This window comes from Gordonia sp. LUNF6, assembly GCF_047041125.1.
Lineage (GTDB): Bacteria > Actinomycetota > Actinomycetes > Mycobacteriales > Mycobacteriaceae > Gordonia > Gordonia sihwensis.
Window position 1 is genome coordinate 1,215,177 of the sequence record NZ_CP178181.1, and the last position, 15,589, is coordinate 1,230,765.

The window sequence follows — 15,589 nt, forward strand, 5'->3', positions numbered from 1 at the left end:
GTCAGCGCCGTGATCGCTTCCGCCACAGGACCGCCGCGGCGGTGAGACACACGGCGGCGAAGGCCACGAGCCCTGCCGTCCAGACCGAGGCGGGCGAGGGATCGTCGTGGCCCGGCTCGGCGGTCGTGGCAGCGGCCGATGGCGGATCGGCGACGTCGAGTGTTCCGACGGAGGTGTCGGGCGGGGCCGCGAACCCGTAGTCGAACATCCGCTCAGCCTGCTGCGAGTACATGTTGTCGGCTTCGTTGAGCCCGTACATCTGAGTCACGATCACCCTGCGGCCGTCGCGCTCGGCGGCGCCGACGAAGGTCTTCAGGGCGTCGTCGGTGTACCCGGTCTTGCCGCCGAGCATGCCGGGCCAGCCGTCGCGGAGCAGGGTGTTCGACGTGTGCATCGTCCATGCCGGATGGTCGACGTCGCCGGGAACGTCCGGCCGTTTCGGATAGCCGGGGAAGGTGAAGGTCCTCAGTGCGACGATCTGACGGAACACCGGATTCCGCATCGCCTCTCGGAATATCACCGCCAGATCGAACGGCGAGGTCGACATCCCCGGTGCGTCCAGGCCCGACGGGCTGGCCGCACGGGTGTCGTCGGCGCCCAAGTGGGCGGCCTTCGCGTTCATCTTCGCCAGCGCCGCGTCATGCCCGCCGAGACGCCCGGCCAGCGCGGAGGCGCAGTCGTTGCCGGAGACGACCAGCAGGCCGGTGAGCAGGTCGCGCACCGTGTAGCGGCCGCCCGGGCCCATCCCGCAGGAGTCGCCCTCCATCGACCAGTCCGCGGGCGTCGGTTCCACAGACGAGTCGAGGTCGAGTTCGTCGAGGACGACGAGCGCGAGCAGGACCTTGATGGTCGACGCCGGGCGGTACCGGCCGTGCGGATCCTTCGCGGCGATCACTCGACCCGAGTCGAGGTCGGCGATCAGCCAGCCGGAGGAGTTGAGACGGTCGGGCAGCGGGCCCGCCGCGGGGTCGGCGACTACGCCGCATCCGCCGAGCGCGTCACCGCCGACTGGCCGCTGGGGCACCGGCAGCGGCGAGGGCGAGGGGACGCCGGGAGCGACCGCTTCGGATTCGTCGACCGCGGGCGGCGGATCGGTGCGATGCGGGCATGCGTCGGTGTTCGGGGTGGTCATCGGCACCGGAGGAGTGACCGCCACGGCCGGATCGGCCGACGAGGGCGGTGCGCACAGCGCCGCGACGACGCCGAACGCGGCGACCGTCGCCCCGGCGCGCTTCAAGACGGACATGCTCATGACGAGCGTCACCCTACAGGGCGGTCGTCGGGCGGTCCGCGCTCGGCGTCCGGGTGCGGGTGGTTTCGACTCGCTCCGCTCGGCGTCCGGGTGCGGGTGGTTTCGACTCGCTTCGCTCGCTCAACCAGCCTGGGGGAGCGTTCGACAGTCCCAGGCCTTCTGCAGGCCAGTTGAGCGAGCGAACTCCAGGCCAGTTGAGCGAGCGAACTCCAGGCCAGTTGAGCGAGCGAAGCGAGTCGAAACAAGCGCTGCCCGCGGCGCAGACGACGAGGCCCCCGGAAGTAACCGGGGGCCTCGTCGGGGCTGCAGAGAAAGGTCTGCTTCTAGCGGGCGAACATCAGGGCGCGCTTGACTTCCTGGATCGCCTGCGTCACCTGGATGCCGCGGGGGCATGCGTCGGTGCAGTTGAAGGTGGTGCGGCAGCGCCACACACCGTCGACGTCGTTGAGGATGTCGAGACGCTCGGCGGCGCCCTCGTCACGGCTGTCGAAGATGAACCGGTGAGCGTTCACGATCGCGGCCGGTCCGAAGTACGATCCCTCGTTCCAGAACACCGGGCAGCTCGTGGTGCAGCACGCACACAGGATGCACTTGGTGGTGTCGTCGAACCGGGCGCGGTCGGCCTGGCTCTGGATCCGCTCGTACGTCGGCTCGTTGCCCGAGGTGATCAGGAACGGCTTGATGGCGCGGTACGCGTCGAAGAACGGCTCCATGTCGACCACGAGGTCCTTCTCCACCGGGAGGCCCTTGATGGGCTCGATGGTGATGGTGATCTCCTTGGACGAGTCCTTCGGCAGCAGATCCTTCATGAGGAGCTTGCAGGCCAGCCGGTTGACGCCGTTGATCCGCATCGCGTCCGAACCGCAGACGCCGTGGGCGCAGCTGCGGCGGAAGGTCAGCGAGCCGTCCAGGTAACCCTTGACGTACAGGAGCAGGTTGAGCAGGCGGTCGGTCGGCAGCGCCGGGACACGGAAGCTCTCGAAGCCCTGGGCGTCCGGGTTCTCCGGGTTGAACCGGTAGATCTTCAGCGTGACCATCGTCGCCTCGGCCGGAACCGGAGGCAGCGGGGGCTCATTGGTCGCCGGGGTGGATTCGAGTGTGGCAGTCATCAGTACTTACGCTCCATCGGCTCGTAGCGGGTCTGAACGACGGGCTTGTAGTCGAGCTCGATGTCGGCGAGCAGGCCGTCGCCCTTCTTGTACGCCATGGTGTGCACCAGGTAGTTCTCGTCGTCGCGCTTCGGGAAGTCCTCGCGGGCGTGACCGCCGCGCGACTCCTTGCGGTTGAGCGCACCGGCGACGGTGACCTCGGCCAGTTCGAGCAGGAAGCCCAGCTCGACGGCCTCGAGCAGATCGCTGTTGAAGCGCTTGCCCTTGTCGTGGACGCGGATGTGGTTGTACCGCTCCTTGAGTGCACGGACATCGGCGAGCGCCTTGTTCAGGGTCTCGTCGGTGCGGAACACGGACGCGTTGTTGTCCATGGTCTGCTGCAGTTCGGTGCGGATGTCGGCCACGCGCTCGTTGCCGTGCTCGGACAGCAGGCCGGCGAGCCAGCCGTCGACCATCGCCGTCGGGTTCTCCACCTGCTCGGTGAAGTCGGTGGAGTTGGCGTACTCGGCAGCGGCGATTCCGGCGCGGCGACCGAAGACGTTGATGTCGAGGAGCGAGTTGGTGCCCAGGCGGTTCGCGCCGTGGACCGACACGCAGGCACACTCGCCGGCGGCGAACAGACCGTGAACGATCTGCTCGTTGTTCGCGAGCACCTGGCCGCGGACGTTGGTCGGGATGCCGCCCATCACGTAGTGGCAGGTGGGGTACACCGGGACCAACTCGGTGACCGGGTCCACGCCCAGGTAGGTGCGCGAGAACTCGGTGATGTCCGGGAGCTTCTCGTTGAGCACGTCCTCGCCCAGGTGACGCACGTCGATGTAGACGTAGTCCTTGTTGGGTCCGGCGCCGCGGCCTTCGAGCACCTCGAGCACCATCGACCGGGCGACGATGTCACGCGGGGCGAGGTCCTTGATCGTGGGTGCGTACCGCTCCATGAAGCGTTCGCCGTCGGCGTTGCGGAGGATGCCGCCCTCGCCTCGGACCGCCTCGGAGATCAGGATGCCCAGACCGGCCAGACCCGTCGGATGGAACTGGTGGAACTCCATGTCCTCCAGCGGCAGGCCCTTGCGGAAGATGATGCCCATGCCGTCGCCGGTGAGCGTGTGCGCATTGGACGTGGTCTTGTACATGCGACCCGAACCGCCGGTGGCGAAGACGATCGACTTGGCGTGGAAGACGTGGATCTCGCCGGTGGCCAACTCGTACGCGACGACACCGTTGGCGACGGGCTCGCCGTTCTCGTCGGTCGTCATGTTGACGTCCAGAGCGTAGAACTCGTTGAAGAACTCGACGTCGTGCTTGACGCAGTTCTGGTACAGGGTCTGAAGGATCATGTGACCGGTGCGGTCCGCGGCGTAGCAGGCGCGGCGGACCGGCGCCTTGCCGTGGTCGCGGGTGTGACCGCCGAAGCGGCGCTGGTCGATGCGGCCCTCGGGGGTGCGGTTGAACGGCAGACCCATCTTCTCCAGGTCGAGCACCGCGTCGATGGCCTCCTTGGCCATGATCTCAGCGGCGTCCTGGTCGACGATGTAGTCGCCGCCCTTGACCGTGTCGAAGGTGTGCCACTCCCAGTTGTCCTCTTCGACGTTGGCCAGAGCGGCGCACATGCCGCCCTGTGCCGCGCCGGTGTGCGAGCGGGTGGGGTAGAGCTTGGTCAGGACTGCGGTGCGGGCCCGCGGTGCGGCCTCGATGGCAGCGCGCATACCGGCGCCGCCGGCGCCGACGATGACCACGTCATAGCGGTGTTCCTGCATGGGTTTCTAGTTCTCCTTAGCTGGCGCTGCCGAAGGTGAGGATCGCGTAGGTGCCCAGCACGAGGATCAGGATCATCGACAGGGCGAGCAAGGTGTTCAGCCAGAAGCGGGTGGAGTCCTTGCGCGAGTAGTCGGCGATCACCGTGCGGACGCCGTTGCCGCCGTGCAGCTGCGCGAGCCAGAGCATGAAAAGATCCCAGACCTGCCAGAACGGCGACTTCCAGCGGTCTGCGACGAACGACGCGTCGATGCGGTGCACGCCGCTGTCCCACATGAGCATGATGAACATGTGGCCGAACGTCAGGACGATGAGGGCCAGGCCCGAGAAACGCATGAACAGCCACGCGTTCTTCTCGAAGTTGCCGCGGCTGCGGATGCGCGGGGCACCCGGCGCGTCCAGGCTGGCGGGGCGGTCGTAGGCGGTGCCGAGGGTCTTTGCTTCAGTCATTGTTTCTCAGCTCCCTTAAAGCGCGTGCGTGATCAGGATCTGCAGCATGCGCACGGCAGCCGCGATGAACACGATCGCGAAGACGGTGAGGATGGCCCACAGCATCTGGCGCTGGTACTTGGCGCCCTTCGACCAGAAGTCGACGAGGATGACGCGCAGACCGTTGAGGGCGTGGTAGAGCACGCAGAAGACGAGACCGATCTCCATGAGGCCGATGATCGGTGTCTTGTAGGTGTCGATGATCTCGGTGTACGTGTTCTCGTTGACCCGGATGACGGCGGTGTCGAGCACGTGCACGAAGAGGAAGAAGAAGATGGACACGCCGGTGATGCGGTGCAACACCCACGACCACATGCCTGGGTCACCTCTGTAGAGAGAGCGCTTGCGCACCGGTGCCGGTGCAACCTCTGTGGGGGTGCTCATCGCGAAACTACGCCTCCGTTGTCGTGGACTTGGGGTGGGACCGCAAGCGCACGCGTAGGTCGCTGCAAGACCCAATGCTCCTGACTTTAAACCTAAGCTGAGTGTTGTCGTAAATTGCCGGAGCAATGTGACCAAGGTCCACCGATTTAATTAGGTGTGCCTTACCTACGGTGATTTGTGTGGAGAGGGGATCAATTGACTGCGGGAATCGACTTCGATTCATTGCGAAACGCGGCGTCGACGGCGATGACCAGGGCATACGCCCCCTACTCCGGCTTTGCGGTCGGTGCGGCGGGAATCACACTCAGCGGCCAGATCATCACCGGAAGCAATGTGGAGAATGTCTCATACGGCTTAGGGCTCTGCGCCGAGGTGTCGATGGTCGCGGCGGGCATTTCTCTCGGTCGTATGGACGCCGATCGCGCCTCGCGCGAACGACTGATAGCGGTGAGCGTCTGTGACGCGCGCGGCAGCGTGCTGACCCCGTGCGGCCGCTGCCGACAGGTGCTCCTGGAGTTCGGCGGCGAGGAGCTTCTCGTCGACTCGGCCGCGGGGCCTCGGCCGCTGCGGGAACTGCTGCCGGACGCCTTCGGCCCGGGCCACCTGGAGGCGATCCGGTGACCGCATCGCTCGAGCCGGTCGACGCGATCCTGGCCAAGAAGGACGGCCGCGAACTGACCGGTGAGCAGATCCGCGGGATGATCGCCGGATTCACCGCGGGCGACGTGGCTCCGGAGCAGATGTCGGCGCTGCTGATGGCGATCGTCCTGCGCGGGATGACCCGTCGCGAGATCGGAGACTGGACCGCCGCGATGATCGACTCCGGCATCACGATGGACTTCTCGGACCTGCGGCGCGGCGGCCGGCGGGTGCCGACCGTCGACAAGCACTCCACCGGCGGCGTGGGCGACAAGATCACGCTGCCGCTCACGCCGCTGGTCGCGTCGTACGGAGTCGCGGTGCCGCAGTTGTCCGGCCGCGGGCTCGGTCACACCGGCGGCACCCTCGACAAGCTCGAGTGCATACCGGGATGGCGGGCCGAGGTGTCCGTGGACGCGATGCGCAGTCAACTGGGCAGGGTCGGTGCGGTGATCTGCGCGGCGACCGCCGACCTCGCGCCCGCCGACCGCAAGCTGTACGCACTGCGCGACGTGACCGGGACCGTCGCGTCGATCCCGCTGATCGCCAGCAGCATCATGAGCAAGAAGATCGCGGAGGGCACGCAGTCGCTGGTGCTCGACGTCAAGGTGGGCTCCGGCGCGTTCATGAAGGACATGGCCGACGCGCGGGAGCTCGCCGAGACGATGGTGGCGCTCGGTGCGGACGCGGGCGTGCGTACCAGCGCCCTCCTGACCGACATGGCGACGCCGCTGGGCCGCACCGCGGGCAACGCCGTCGAAGTCGCCGAGTCCCTGGAAGTGCTGGCCGGCGGCGGTCCCGCGGACGTGGTGGAACTGACGGCGGCGCTGGCGTCGGAGATGCTCGACGCCTCCGGGATGCACGACGTGGATCCGCTCCGCAACCTGGCGAACGGCAAGGCGATGGACACCTGGCGCTCGATGATCGAGGCGCAGGGCGGAGATCCGGATGCCCCGTTGCCCGCGCCGCGCTGCACCCACGAGGTGATCGCCGACCGCGACGGCCGATTGGCGAGGCTCGACGCGCTGGCCGTGGGGCAGGCGGCCTGGCTGCTCGGTGCCGGGCGCAGCAGGCCCGGTCAGGCCGTGTCGGCGACCGCCGGCGTCGTGTGGCACGCCGCCATCGGCGACCAGGTGCGCCGCGGGCAGCCGCTGCTCACCCTTCACACCGACGACGAGACACGCATCGAGGGTGCGCTGGCCGCCCTCGACGGCGGGGTCGATGTGCGCGTCGAGCCCGTGTCCCGGCCCGCTTCACGCATTCTCGACCGGGTCCCGGCCGCCGGGTGAATCGACGAGCGGCGACTGGCTTTCGGCGCTACGTTGGATCGCATGGTCGACAAGCGGATTCGCATCGGATACCAGATTCCCAACTTCACCTACCCCGACCCGCTCGAGCCGGAGAACGCCGGACCGGTCGCGGACATCTTCCCGACCGTTGCGGCGCAGGCGCGGGAGGCCGAGCGCTCCGGCTTCGACACCGTCTTCGTGATGGATCACTTCTACCAACTGCCGGGACTGGGCGCGCCGAGCGAGCCGATGCTGGAGGCGTACACCACGCTCGGTGCGCTGTCGGGTGCGACATCCGAGATCAAGCTGTCGGCGCTCGTCACGGGCAACACATATCGCAATCCGGCGATGCTGGCCAAGACCGTCACCACCCTCGACGTGGTCAGCGGCGGCCGGGCGGTGTGCGCGATCGGCGCGGGTTGGTTCCAGCTCGAGCACGATCAGATGGGTTTTGAATTCGGGACCTTCACCGATCGGTTCGAGCGGCTGTCGGAATCGCTCGAGATCCTCTCGCCGATGCTGCGCGGCGGGCGGCCGGAGCTGACCGGCAAGTGGTACTCGGCGCACGACACGCTCAACCAGCCTCGGTTGCGCGACGACCTGCCGATCATGCTCGGCGGCGGCGGGGAGAAGAAGACCTTCGGTCTGGCCGCGCGCTACGCCGACCACCTCAACGTCATCTGCAACGCCTCCGAACTGCCGCGCAAGATGGACGCGCTCGCGGCACGGTGCGAGGAGGCCGGACGCGATCGCGACACCCTGGAGACCAGCTTCCTGAGCTTCGTGATCATGGACGCGGACGGCGACCGTGCCCGGAGCCTGGCGCACGACTACCTCCGCAAGACCGGCGTGGACCCGGAAGTGATCGACGACGAGACCTACGCGCGCGCCACCGACCGGATGTTCATCGGTACTCCGGACGACGTCGCCGACCAGTTGCAGCGGCGGGTACTCGACCAGGGGATCGACGGGCTGGTGATCAACATGGTCCCGAACGGGCATCTGCCCGGGAAGGTGGCTGAGGCCGGGGCGATGCTGACGGCGCTGCTGAACTGAGCGGTCGCGCTCATCGCGCGCGGCCGCCGGATCGGCGCTACCGTCGAGGCCATGGTCACTTCCGCCACGATCACCGTCGAAGAATGCCGGTTGGCGCCGAAGGTGCTGCTGCACGATCACCTGGACGGGGGACTGCGCCCGGCCACCGTCGTCGACCTCGCTCGCAGGGGCGGCTACGACCGCTTGCCCGCCGATGACGCCGACGAGCTGGCGGAGTGGTTCGCCACCGCCGCTGACAGCGGATCGCTGGAGCGCTACCTGGAGACGTTCGCGCACACCGTCGCCGTGATGCAGACCGCCGACGCCCTCGAGCGGGTGGCCCGCGAATGCGTGGAGGATCTGCACGCCGACGGTGTGGTGTACGCCGAAGTGCGGTTCGCTCCCGAGCTCCATCTGGAGCAGGGACTGTCCCTCGACGAAGTGGTGGAGGCGGTGCTGCGCGGCTTCGCGGCGGGGGAGGCCGCGGCGTCGTCGGGAGGAGGCCGGCCGATCATCGTCCGATGCCTCGTGACGGCGATGCGGCACGCGGCGCGTTCTCGCGAGATCGCCGAACTCGCGGTCCGCTTCCGTGGCCGCGGTGTGGTCGGGTTCGACATCGCGGGCGCCGAGGCCGGGAATCCGCCGAGCCGACATCTCGACGCCTTCGAGTACCTGCGCGGCGAGTGCTCGCACTTCACCATCCACGCCGGCGAGGCGTTCGGGCTACCGTCGATCCACGAGGCGGTCGCGTTCTGCGGCACCGACCGGCTCGGCCACGGGGTGCGGGTGATGGACGACGTGGTGCTCCCGCCCGGCTCCCGGCCGACCGACTCATCCTTCGACGGCGCGAAGCTGGGCCAAGTCGCCGACTACGTCCGCGACAAGCGGATTCCGCTGGAACTGTGCCCGAGCAGCAATGTGCAGACCGGTGCCGTCGCGTCGCTGACGGATCACCCTTTCAACATCCTCGCGAAACTGCGGTTCCGGGTGACGGTGAACACCGACAACCGCCTCATGAGCAACACGTCCATGAGCCGTGAGTTCATGGTCCTGCATCGTCAGTTCGGCTACGGGTGGGCCGATTTCGAGCGGTTCACCGTCAACGCGATGAAGTCGGCGTTCCTCCCGTTCGACCAGCGTCTGCGCCTGATCGACGACGTGATCAAGCCCGGGTTCGAGGTGCTGATGGGCTGAGCGGGGTGGGGTGGGGTGGGTTTCGACTCGCTTCGCTCGCTCAACTGGCCTATTAGGAGGGGAGGCTCGCTCAACTGGCCTAGGAGGCTAGGAGGGAGGCTCGCTCAACTGGCCTAGGAGGGAGGCTCGCTCAACTGGCCTAGGAGGGAGGCTCGCTCAACTGGCCTATTAGGAGGGGAGGCTCGCTCAACTGGCCAAGGAGGGCGCAGAGGCGTGCTCGCGTAACTGGCCGTGGGGCGGGGCGGCGGCTAACCCCGCCGTACCAGGCGGTCCTCGAAGTCGTGGACCAGCGCGCGCCACACCTCGGCCTCGTTGTCGAACGGGCCCGACGGGGCGAGCCGCTTCGGGTCGGGATTGATGGCGTAGTCGACGAACCAGCCGAGCGGCGTGGTGGTGGCGAGCGCCTCGTTGACCGTGTCGATGCCCGCGTAGTCGGCGGCGTCGGTGAGCAGTTCGACGGCCAGATCGAGCTGGCGGCTGTCGATCCGGCGCGGGCCGTCCAGGATGTCCTCGCCGATGCCCTGGAGCGCGTAGACGTTCTCGGGGAGGACGTCGTACTCGATCTCGTTGGTGTCGGCGGCGGCCTGCACCTCATTGAAGGTCGACAGCTTCGCCAGATCGTGGTCGTCGTTGTCGGCCAGGAAGCGAGTGAGCGCCCGCTGCGATCCGAAACCGTAGATGGTGCCCTTACGGCCCAGGAACACTGGATCGTCGCCGAGGTAGCAGCGCAGGGTCAGGAACTCGCCGGCGTCGGTGTAGATGCGGATGGGATCGATCCCGACGCCGGCCCAGAAATCGTCCTCGTCGATCTCGTCTTCCTCGTCGTCGTCCTGCTCGTCATCGTCGTCGGCGTCGTCGAGGACCACTTCTTCGGCATCGAAGTCGGGCTCGTCCTCGTCCTCGGCGGAGGCCGCCGCGGCCAACTCGTCCTCGGCGATCGTCACCGCGTCGGCGTCGACCTTCGGCACGGTGATGACCGCATCGAGAGCGTCGATCACATCGTCCCAGTGCTTGGCGATGAGACGCCCGATGCGGACCCAGAGGTCGACGCCGTCGCGGCCCTCGAAGTTGTTGGTGCCGACCGTGACGGCGCCCAGGATCGGGTTGCCCGTGAAGAACTTGGTGACCGGGGCCAGTTCGCAGACCTCGCCGATGATGCGGACGATCTCCAGCGCGTCCTCGAGCTCGCCGAGGACCTCCGGTCGCGGGTCCTCGGCGGCCAGCTCGGGGACGCCGATGAGGTCGTAGCTGTGCCGGTCGTCGGGGACCAGCTCGGCCGCCTGCACCTTCTTGATCGTCTCCCACGCGGGGTGATCGACGAGGTCGTTGTCGTCGTCTGTGCGCACGAAGGCGACGAGTTCGGCGACGCCGGGCAACGCGTACAGGTCGTCTTCCAGACCCAGGAACGCTTCCCACTCGTCATCGCCCTCGCGCCACCGCGGAGCCCACAGTGTGAAGAGGTTGCCTTCGGTCAGTCCGAGTTCGATGGGAACGATGTCACCGGCCATGGTCACTGAGCCTAATCAAGAACTCGTTCGCGTGCTGCACGGGGCCGGTCGACGTCGTGAACTCGGGTCAGTGGCCGGTCATGGCTGGACCGTTCTCGTCCGTCATCGCACCCGGCGGAGTCATCATCTCGCTGGTGGCCGGCGGCGCCATCGTCGGCGACATGGGTGCCATCTGCGAGGACATCGGCGGTGACATGGGCGTCTGGGACATCGGCGGGGACATCGGGGTCTGAGACATGGGTGCGGGGGACATCTGCGAGGACATGGTCGACGGGGTGGTCGGAGTCTTGTCGTTGTCGTCGCCGCACGCCGAGAGCACTGCGACCAGGGCGGCGGCGCCCGCGAGCGTGACCACGGCGGTGCGACGGGTGGAGGTGGAGATCATCGGAGTTCGTTTCGTCGACGGGGTGGCCGGCTCGGCCGCCCTCGCTGATGATTCGTCGCCGAGACGGCCGAGTATTGGTTTCGATCGAAATCGGCAGTGACACCAATCCGTGACGCATCGGGTGTCGAATGGTTGGTGTGGACCACACGAATCAGTCTGTCGTGACCGGCACGGTGTCGTTCGACGACCTCCTCGAAGCGGTCGGCGAAGGCGACCGCGACGCCTTCGACGTGCTCTTCGACGAACTCGGCCCGCGCACGTTGGCGCTGGCTCGACGCGTGGTCGGCAGCAGCGCCCGCGGCGAGGAGGTGCTGCAGGACGCGTGGCTGCAGGTATGGCGCACCGCAGGCGCCTACGACCGCGGCCGCGGCAGCGCGCGGGCCTGGATCACCACGCTCGTCCACCGCCGCGCCGTCGACACCGTGCGCCACGACGTGGCCGAACACCGGCGTGACGAGCGGTTCGAGGCCGCGCGCGTCCCGGACTTCGACTCGGTCAGCGACGACGTGGTGGCGCGTGACGAACGGATCCGGGTGCGGGCCTGCCTGGACACGCTGACCGTCAAACAGCGCGAGGCGATCGATCGCGCCTACTTCGGCGGACTGCCGTACTCGGAGGTCGCGGCGGCCCTCGCGCTGAGTCCGGCCACGGTCAAGACACGTATCCGTGACGGGCTGCAACGGCTCCGGACCTGCATGGGAGGACGGTGACCATGAGCGTTCCACGATCTGGAAGCACCCGCGACCACCCGCGTGATCTGCTGCCCCTGCACGCGCTCGACGCGCTCGACGAACTCGACAGGCGCCGGGTGGAGGCGCATCTGCAGACGTGCCCCGAATGTGCGGCCGCATGGGCCGCCTGGCAGGAGACCGCGGCAGATCTGAGTACCGACGCGGACCCGGTACCGCCGCCGGTGCGGGCCGCGCTCATGCGCGCCGTGGACGGTGAGGCGTCCGCCGCGCCGTCCGCCGGCCGCTCGCGCCGCTCGCGCCGCTGGGTGCGCGCGGCGGCAGCGGCGTGCATCGCGGTCGCGGCCGCGGGCGGCGTCGTCACCTGGCGGGTCGTCGCCGACCACCGGCCGTCGGCGACGTCGACCTCGGGGACCTCGATGGACGACGTGCTCGCCGCACCCGACATGGAGAAGGCCACCGGTGCCGTCGGCGACGGCACGGTCAAGGCGATGTACGCACCGTCGCAGCGCGCCACCGTGGTGAGTGTTGAGAACCTGCCGCCGACCGACCACCGGACCGGATACCAGGTGTGGATCACCGTCGACGGGCGGAAGAAGTCGGCGGGCATGGTGCACGGTGCCGACACGTCGAGCGTCATCATGACCGACATGAGCCGGCCGGCCGGCGTCTCGCTGTCGGTGGAGCCGATGACCGGTTCGCCGCAGCCGACCTCACCGATGGTGGTCCAGTTCCCGATTCCCTGAGATCTGTCCCGCGATCCAATCCCCGCCGCGCTCGGCGTCGAATCAATCGTGAACAGACCGGTCGAGAGGAATGGATCCGCGATGCTGACGATGATTCTGGTGGGGTTGGCCGGAGGTCTGGTGACCGGGGTGTCGCCGTGCGTGCTGCCGATGATTCCGATCATCTTCGTGACCGGCGGCGCCCAGACCGGGACTCGCGAGACGTCGGCGTCACCGGGCCGGGCGATCGCGATCATCGGCGGAATCGTGGTCAGCTTCAGTCTCATCACGCTGCTCGGGACTCTGGTGCTCGCCGCGCTGGGACTGCCGAGCGGACTGCTGCGATGGACCGGCATCGTCCTGCTGGTGTTGATCGGACTGGGCATGCTGATCCCGTCGGTGGCGCATGTGCTGGAGCGTCCGTTCGCGCGACTGCCCGGGTGGACGCCGAAGGGCCGAGGCGGGCGGGCCGCGCCCTTCCTTCTGGGCCTGGGACTGGGCACCCTGTACGTGCCGTGCGCCGGCCCGGTGCTCGCCGCGATCTCGGTGGCCGGCGCGACCGGCGACATCGGGTGGCGGACCGTGGTCCTGACCGTCTCGTTCGCCGTCGGCGCGGCACTGCCGCTGGCCGTGTTCGCGGTCGCGGGGGCGTCGCTGGCGAAGCGGCTGGCCGCGTACCGGCGGCGGCAGCGCACCTTCCGCGCGGTGGGAGGGGTGATCCTCATCGGGCTGGCGGTGGCACTCGTCTTCGACGCCCCGGCCCGGCTGCAGGCGGCGATTCCCTCGTACACCGCCTCGGTCGACCGTGCGCTGTCGCAGTCGGACGCGGTCAACCGCGCACTCGGACGGCAGACGGGCGGTGCCGCGGCGTGCACGGGCGGCGACGGGCTCGCCGACTGCGGCAGTGCGGCCGACTTCACCGGAGGCGGTCGCTGGTTCAACACGCCCGGCGGCGCCCCGCTGACGGTGGCCGGGCTCCGGGGCAAAGTGGTCCTCGTCGACTTCTGGACCTACTCGTGCATCAACTGCCTGCGCGACGGCCCGCACGTGCGCCAGTGGTGGGACGCGTACCGGACGTCGGGACTGGAGATCGTCGGAGTCCACACGCCGGAGTTCGCGTTCGAGAAGGACTCGGGCAATGTGGCCGCCGCGATCGGCGACGAACACATCGGCTATCCGGTGGTGCAGGACAACGACTACGCGATCTGGAACGCCTACGGCAACCGCTACTGGCCGGCGAAGTACCTGATCGACGCGCACGGCACCGTGCGTGCCGTCTCCTACGGTGAGGGCGGCTACGAGGAGATGGAACAACGAATCCGCACTCTGCTCCACGAGGCCTCGCCCGAGCGTGCGCTGCCGGCACCGGTCAGCGGCGCCACCGTGAGTGCCGGCGACCTCGGCGGCGGACCGGCCTCCGGACCGATCTCGCCGGAGATGTACGTGTCGGCGTCGCGCTCGGAGGGCTCCTACGCGGGCGGTGCGCTGACTGTGGGACGCCGCACCTTCTCATTCGGCGCCGACTCGAAGCCCAGCACATACGCGCTAGCGGGCGAGTTCGACGTGACCGACGAATCGGTGCGCGCGGTCGACGCCGCCCGTATCCGCCTCGACAGCACCGCCTCATCAGTCAACGCGGTTCTCGGCGGCACCGGCCGCGCGGTCGTGCACACACCCGGAGCCCCGGACCGGACGATCGACGTCTCGGTCCCGCCGCGGCTGTACAACCTCGCTGACGACGGTTACCGCCACCGTGACACGACGATCGATCTGAGCGACGGACTCGAGGTGTACAGCTTCACCTTCGGCTGAATCCGGACCGACGGCCGCCCGCCTCGACCGTCATCGGGGCCGGTAGAAGCCCTCGAAGGTCTGGTCGGCGTTGGAGGTGCGCAACGGCGTCACTCCGACCGGATCGCCGCCGGTCTCCACGAGCTGGCCGTTGCCGATGTACATGGCGACGTGCCCGGACCAGACGGCGAGGTCTCCCGGCTGCAGGTCGTCCTGTGACACGGCGAACCCCGCGGTGTCCTGGTCCTGGGCGAGCCGAGGCAGCTCCACTCCCGCCTGCCGGTAGGCCCACTGGGTGAAGCCGCTGCAGTCGAAGCCGTCGGTGGTGGTTCCGCCCCAGACGTACGGGGTGCCCTGGACGCTGAGCGCAGCGCGGACCGCGGTCGCGGCGCGCTCGTTCTCGGCGTACGACACGGAGCCGTCGGGGAGGGTGATCGGGATCCGTCCGCCGCCCGACGACGGAGCACCGGCCGACGGGGCACCGGAGACGGCCCGCGCCGCGCTCGGATCGGCCGCCGCCTGCCCCTCCAGGGCGGAGGCGTCGCGCGAGAGGTCGACCTGCGCTCGCTGCACCACGTGGACCCCGCGCGCCAGATGGCTCAGCGCGAGCGGGACCAGCGCGGCCAGCCCTGCGGGCGAGGCGATCGCCGGGACCGTCGCGGCAGTCGCGACGAACGATTCGACGAGAGCATTCAGTTCGGTGTTCGCCTCCTTCACCCGCCCGGCCGCGTGCTCGATGATGGACGTGATGTCGCTGCCGGCGGTGCCGATCGAGTCGTCGACGGCCGCCAGACGGCGTGATGCGGTTCCCGCGCGGTCGCCGCCCGCGCCGCGCCAGCCCGCTGCGGTGGCGGCGACACTCCGGTCCGACAGTGTCGAAGCCTCGGCCAGTGCGGACCCGGTGTCGGAGTACACCGCCGTCGCCCCGGGCGGGAGCACTCCGGTGCCGAGTGTCGCCACCAGCGCTTTGAGTGGCGCGATCAAGAGTTCGGCACTCATGCCGGCACCCCGGCGACGGCCTCGGCGTTGGTGCCGTCGCAACACTGGTAGGCGGTGCGGGCGGTGCTCGCGCAGTCGGCGGCCGATGCGTGGCGCGAGGCGAGAGCGTCGAGTCGGTCGGCCCGCGCCGCGCCCAGCCGTTCGAGCGCGGCCAGGAACTCGACGCCGATCAGCCCGAAAGTCGGTACCAGCGTGCTCGTGCCGGATCGCTCGGCCGCCGTGCGCGCACGGACGGCCTCTGCCGCTCCCGACTGGTTGGCGGCGACGGCGTGGACCGCGGCCGGATCGACGATGACCGGTGTGCCGGATTGGACGTTCATACCTAATTGGACGCACCCGGCCGCCGAAC

At 68.7% G+C, this 15,589-nt stretch carries 17 protein-coding genes; 9 read left to right on the forward strand and 8 right to left on the reverse strand.

Annotated elements, in window-relative coordinates; all coding sequences use genetic code 11:
• Window position 1: 1 nt before the first annotated feature.
• The 5 genes from ACK8HH_RS05730 to sdhC all read right to left on the reverse strand — a co-directional run bounded on the left by ACK8HH_RS05730 (window position 2) and on the right by sdhC (window position 4,986).
• A complete protein-coding gene (locus ACK8HH_RS05730) occupies window positions 2–1,252 on the reverse strand; it encodes a D-alanyl-D-alanine carboxypeptidase family protein (RefSeq protein WP_412475612.1) in 1,251 nt (416 codons plus the stop codon).
• A gap of 323 nt (window positions 1,253–1,575) precedes the next feature.
• Window positions 1,576–2,361, reverse strand: a complete 786-nt coding sequence (locus ACK8HH_RS05735; RefSeq protein ID WP_006897240.1) for a succinate dehydrogenase iron-sulfur subunit — start codon at window positions 2,359–2,361, stop codon at window positions 1,576–1,578.
• A complete protein-coding gene (gene sdhA, locus ACK8HH_RS05740; protein ID WP_006897241.1) occupies window positions 2,361–4,115 on the reverse strand; it encodes a succinate dehydrogenase flavoprotein subunit in 1,755 nt (584 codons plus the stop codon). The genes ACK8HH_RS05735 and sdhA overlap by 1 nt, the downstream gene beginning before the upstream one ends.
• A 16-nt stretch (window positions 4,116–4,131) precedes the next feature.
• Entirely contained in the window at window positions 4,132–4,563 is a 432-nt protein-coding gene (locus ACK8HH_RS05745) for a succinate dehydrogenase hydrophobic membrane anchor subunit (RefSeq protein ID WP_006897242.1), read from the reverse strand.
• A 15-nt stretch (window positions 4,564–4,578) separates the two neighbouring features.
• Complete coding sequence (sdhC, locus tag ACK8HH_RS05750; protein WP_006897243.1) at window positions 4,579–4,986, reverse strand: succinate dehydrogenase, cytochrome b556 subunit; 408 nt, start codon at window positions 4,984–4,986, stop codon at window positions 4,579–4,581.
• A 195-nt stretch (window positions 4,987–5,181) separates the two neighbouring features.
• Here sdhC and ACK8HH_RS05755 point away from each other — a divergent pair, with 195 nt between their 5' ends.
• The 4 genes from ACK8HH_RS05755 to ACK8HH_RS05770 are packed head-to-tail and all read left to right on the forward strand — an operon-like array spanning window position 5,182 to window position 9,143.
• Window positions 5,182–5,607 (forward strand): cytidine deaminase, encoded by a 426-nt coding sequence (locus tag ACK8HH_RS05755; protein ID WP_006897244.1) that lies wholly within the window; start codon window positions 5,182–5,184, stop codon window positions 5,605–5,607.
• A complete protein-coding gene (locus ACK8HH_RS05760; RefSeq protein WP_006897245.1) occupies window positions 5,604–6,914 on the forward strand; it encodes a thymidine phosphorylase in 1,311 nt (436 codons plus the stop codon). Before ACK8HH_RS05755 ends, ACK8HH_RS05760 begins: the two co-directional genes overlap by 4 nt.
• 42 nt (window positions 6,915–6,956) lie before the next feature.
• Window positions 6,957–7,970 carry an LLM class F420-dependent oxidoreductase gene (locus ACK8HH_RS05765; RefSeq protein WP_006897246.1) on the forward strand — a complete coding sequence of 338 codons (1,014 nt, stop codon included), beginning with the start codon at window positions 6,957–6,959 and terminating at the stop codon, window positions 7,968–7,970.
• Window positions 7,971–8,021: 51 nt separating this feature from the next.
• Window positions 8,022–9,143 (forward strand): adenosine deaminase, encoded by a 1,122-nt coding sequence (locus ACK8HH_RS05770; protein WP_346075837.1) that lies wholly within the window; start codon window positions 8,022–8,024, stop codon window positions 9,141–9,143.
• A 248-nt stretch (window positions 9,144–9,391) separates the two neighbouring features.
• Here ACK8HH_RS05770 and ACK8HH_RS05775 read toward each other — a convergent pair whose 3' ends face one another.
• Window positions 9,392–10,651, reverse strand: coding sequence for a primosomal protein (locus ACK8HH_RS05775; protein ID WP_412475613.1), 1,260 nt, complete (start codon window positions 10,649–10,651; stop codon window positions 9,392–9,394).
• A gap of 80 nt (window positions 10,652–10,731) precedes the next feature.
• Between ACK8HH_RS05775 and ACK8HH_RS05780 the strand changes: the two genes are divergently transcribed.
• The 5 genes from ACK8HH_RS05780 (at window position 10,732) to ACK8HH_RS05800 (ending at window position 14,262) form a co-directional block, all read left to right on the forward strand.
• On the forward strand, window positions 10,732–10,884 hold the full coding sequence (locus tag ACK8HH_RS05780) for a hypothetical protein (RefSeq protein ID WP_156479425.1): 153 nt from the start codon (window positions 10,732–10,734) through the stop codon (window positions 10,882–10,884).
• Between the two features lie 3 nt (window positions 10,885–10,887).
• The gene (locus ACK8HH_RS05785) at window positions 10,888–11,136 is read left to right on the forward strand and encodes a hypothetical protein (RefSeq protein WP_062367073.1); all 249 of its coding nucleotides are present in this window, start codon (window positions 10,888–10,890) and stop codon (window positions 11,134–11,136) included.
• A gap of 61 nt (window positions 11,137–11,197) precedes the next feature.
• Entirely contained in the window at window positions 11,198–11,746 is a 549-nt protein-coding gene (locus ACK8HH_RS05790; protein WP_346075832.1) for a sigma-70 family RNA polymerase sigma factor, read from the forward strand.
• Window positions 11,747–11,748: 2 nt separating this feature from the next.
• Complete coding sequence (locus tag ACK8HH_RS05795; RefSeq protein ID WP_412475614.1) at window positions 11,749–12,471, forward strand: anti-sigma factor domain-containing protein; 723 nt, start codon at window positions 11,749–11,751, stop codon at window positions 12,469–12,471.
• An 81-nt stretch (window positions 12,472–12,552) separates the two neighbouring features.
• Entirely contained in the window at window positions 12,553–14,262 is a 1,710-nt protein-coding gene (locus ACK8HH_RS05800) for a cytochrome c biogenesis protein DipZ (protein ID WP_375002359.1), read from the forward strand.
• Between the two features lie 30 nt (window positions 14,263–14,292).
• Here the strand turns inward: ACK8HH_RS05800 and ACK8HH_RS05805 are convergent, their stop codons facing one another.
• Together ACK8HH_RS05805 and ACK8HH_RS05810 are read right to left on the reverse strand one after the other, a co-directional pair.
• Window positions 14,293–15,240 (reverse strand): C40 family peptidase, encoded by a 948-nt coding sequence (locus ACK8HH_RS05805; RefSeq protein WP_062367065.1) that lies wholly within the window; start codon window positions 15,238–15,240, stop codon window positions 14,293–14,295.
• A complete protein-coding gene (locus tag ACK8HH_RS05810) occupies window positions 15,237–15,560 on the reverse strand; it encodes a type VII secretion target (RefSeq protein ID WP_062367064.1) in 324 nt (107 codons plus the stop codon). Before ACK8HH_RS05810 ends, ACK8HH_RS05805 begins: the two co-directional genes overlap by 4 nt.
• Window positions 15,561–15,589 lie beyond the last annotated feature (29 nt).

Coding starts and splice junctions, on each gene's coding strand:
- ACK8HH_RS05730 (WP_412475612.1), bottom strand. CDS start 1,252: ATGAGCATGTCCGTCTTGAAGCGCGCCGGGGCGACGGTCGCCGCGTTC.
- ACK8HH_RS05735 (WP_006897240.1), bottom strand. CDS start 2,361: ATGACTGCCACACTCGAATCCACCCCGGCGACCAATGAGCCCCCGCTG.
- sdhA (WP_006897241.1), bottom strand. CDS start 4,115: ATGCAGGAACACCGCTATGACGTGGTCATCGTCGGCGCCGGCGGCGCC.
- ACK8HH_RS05745 (WP_006897242.1), bottom strand. CDS start 4,563: ATGACTGAAGCAAAGACCCTCGGCACCGCCTACGACCGCCCCGCCAGC.
- sdhC (WP_006897243.1), bottom strand. CDS start 4,986: ATGAGCACCCCCACAGAGGTTGCACCGGCACCGGTGCGCAAGCGCTCT.
- ACK8HH_RS05765 (WP_006897246.1), top strand. CDS start 6,957: ATGGTCGACAAGCGGATTCGCATCGGATACCAGATTCCCAACTTCACC.
- ACK8HH_RS05770 (WP_346075837.1), top strand. CDS start 8,022: ATGGTCACTTCCGCCACGATCACCGTCGAAGAATGCCGGTTGGCGCCG.
- ACK8HH_RS05775 (WP_412475613.1), bottom strand. CDS start 10,651: ATGGCCGGTGACATCGTTCCCATCGAACTCGGACTGACCGAAGGCAAC.
- ACK8HH_RS05780 (WP_156479425.1), top strand. CDS start 10,732: ATGGCTGGACCGTTCTCGTCCGTCATCGCACCCGGCGGAGTCATCATC.
- ACK8HH_RS05785 (WP_062367073.1), top strand. CDS start 10,888: ATGGGTGCGGGGGACATCTGCGAGGACATGGTCGACGGGGTGGTCGGA.
- ACK8HH_RS05795 (WP_412475614.1), top strand. CDS start 11,749: ATGAGCGTTCCACGATCTGGAAGCACCCGCGACCACCCGCGTGATCTG.
- ACK8HH_RS05800 (WP_375002359.1), top strand. CDS start 12,553: ATGCTGACGATGATTCTGGTGGGGTTGGCCGGAGGTCTGGTGACCGGG.
- ACK8HH_RS05805 (WP_062367065.1), bottom strand. CDS start 15,240: ATGAGTGCCGAACTCTTGATCGCGCCACTCAAAGCGCTGGTGGCGACA.
- ACK8HH_RS05810 (WP_062367064.1), bottom strand. CDS start 15,560: ATGAACGTCCAATCCGGCACACCGGTCATCGTCGATCCGGCCGCGGTC.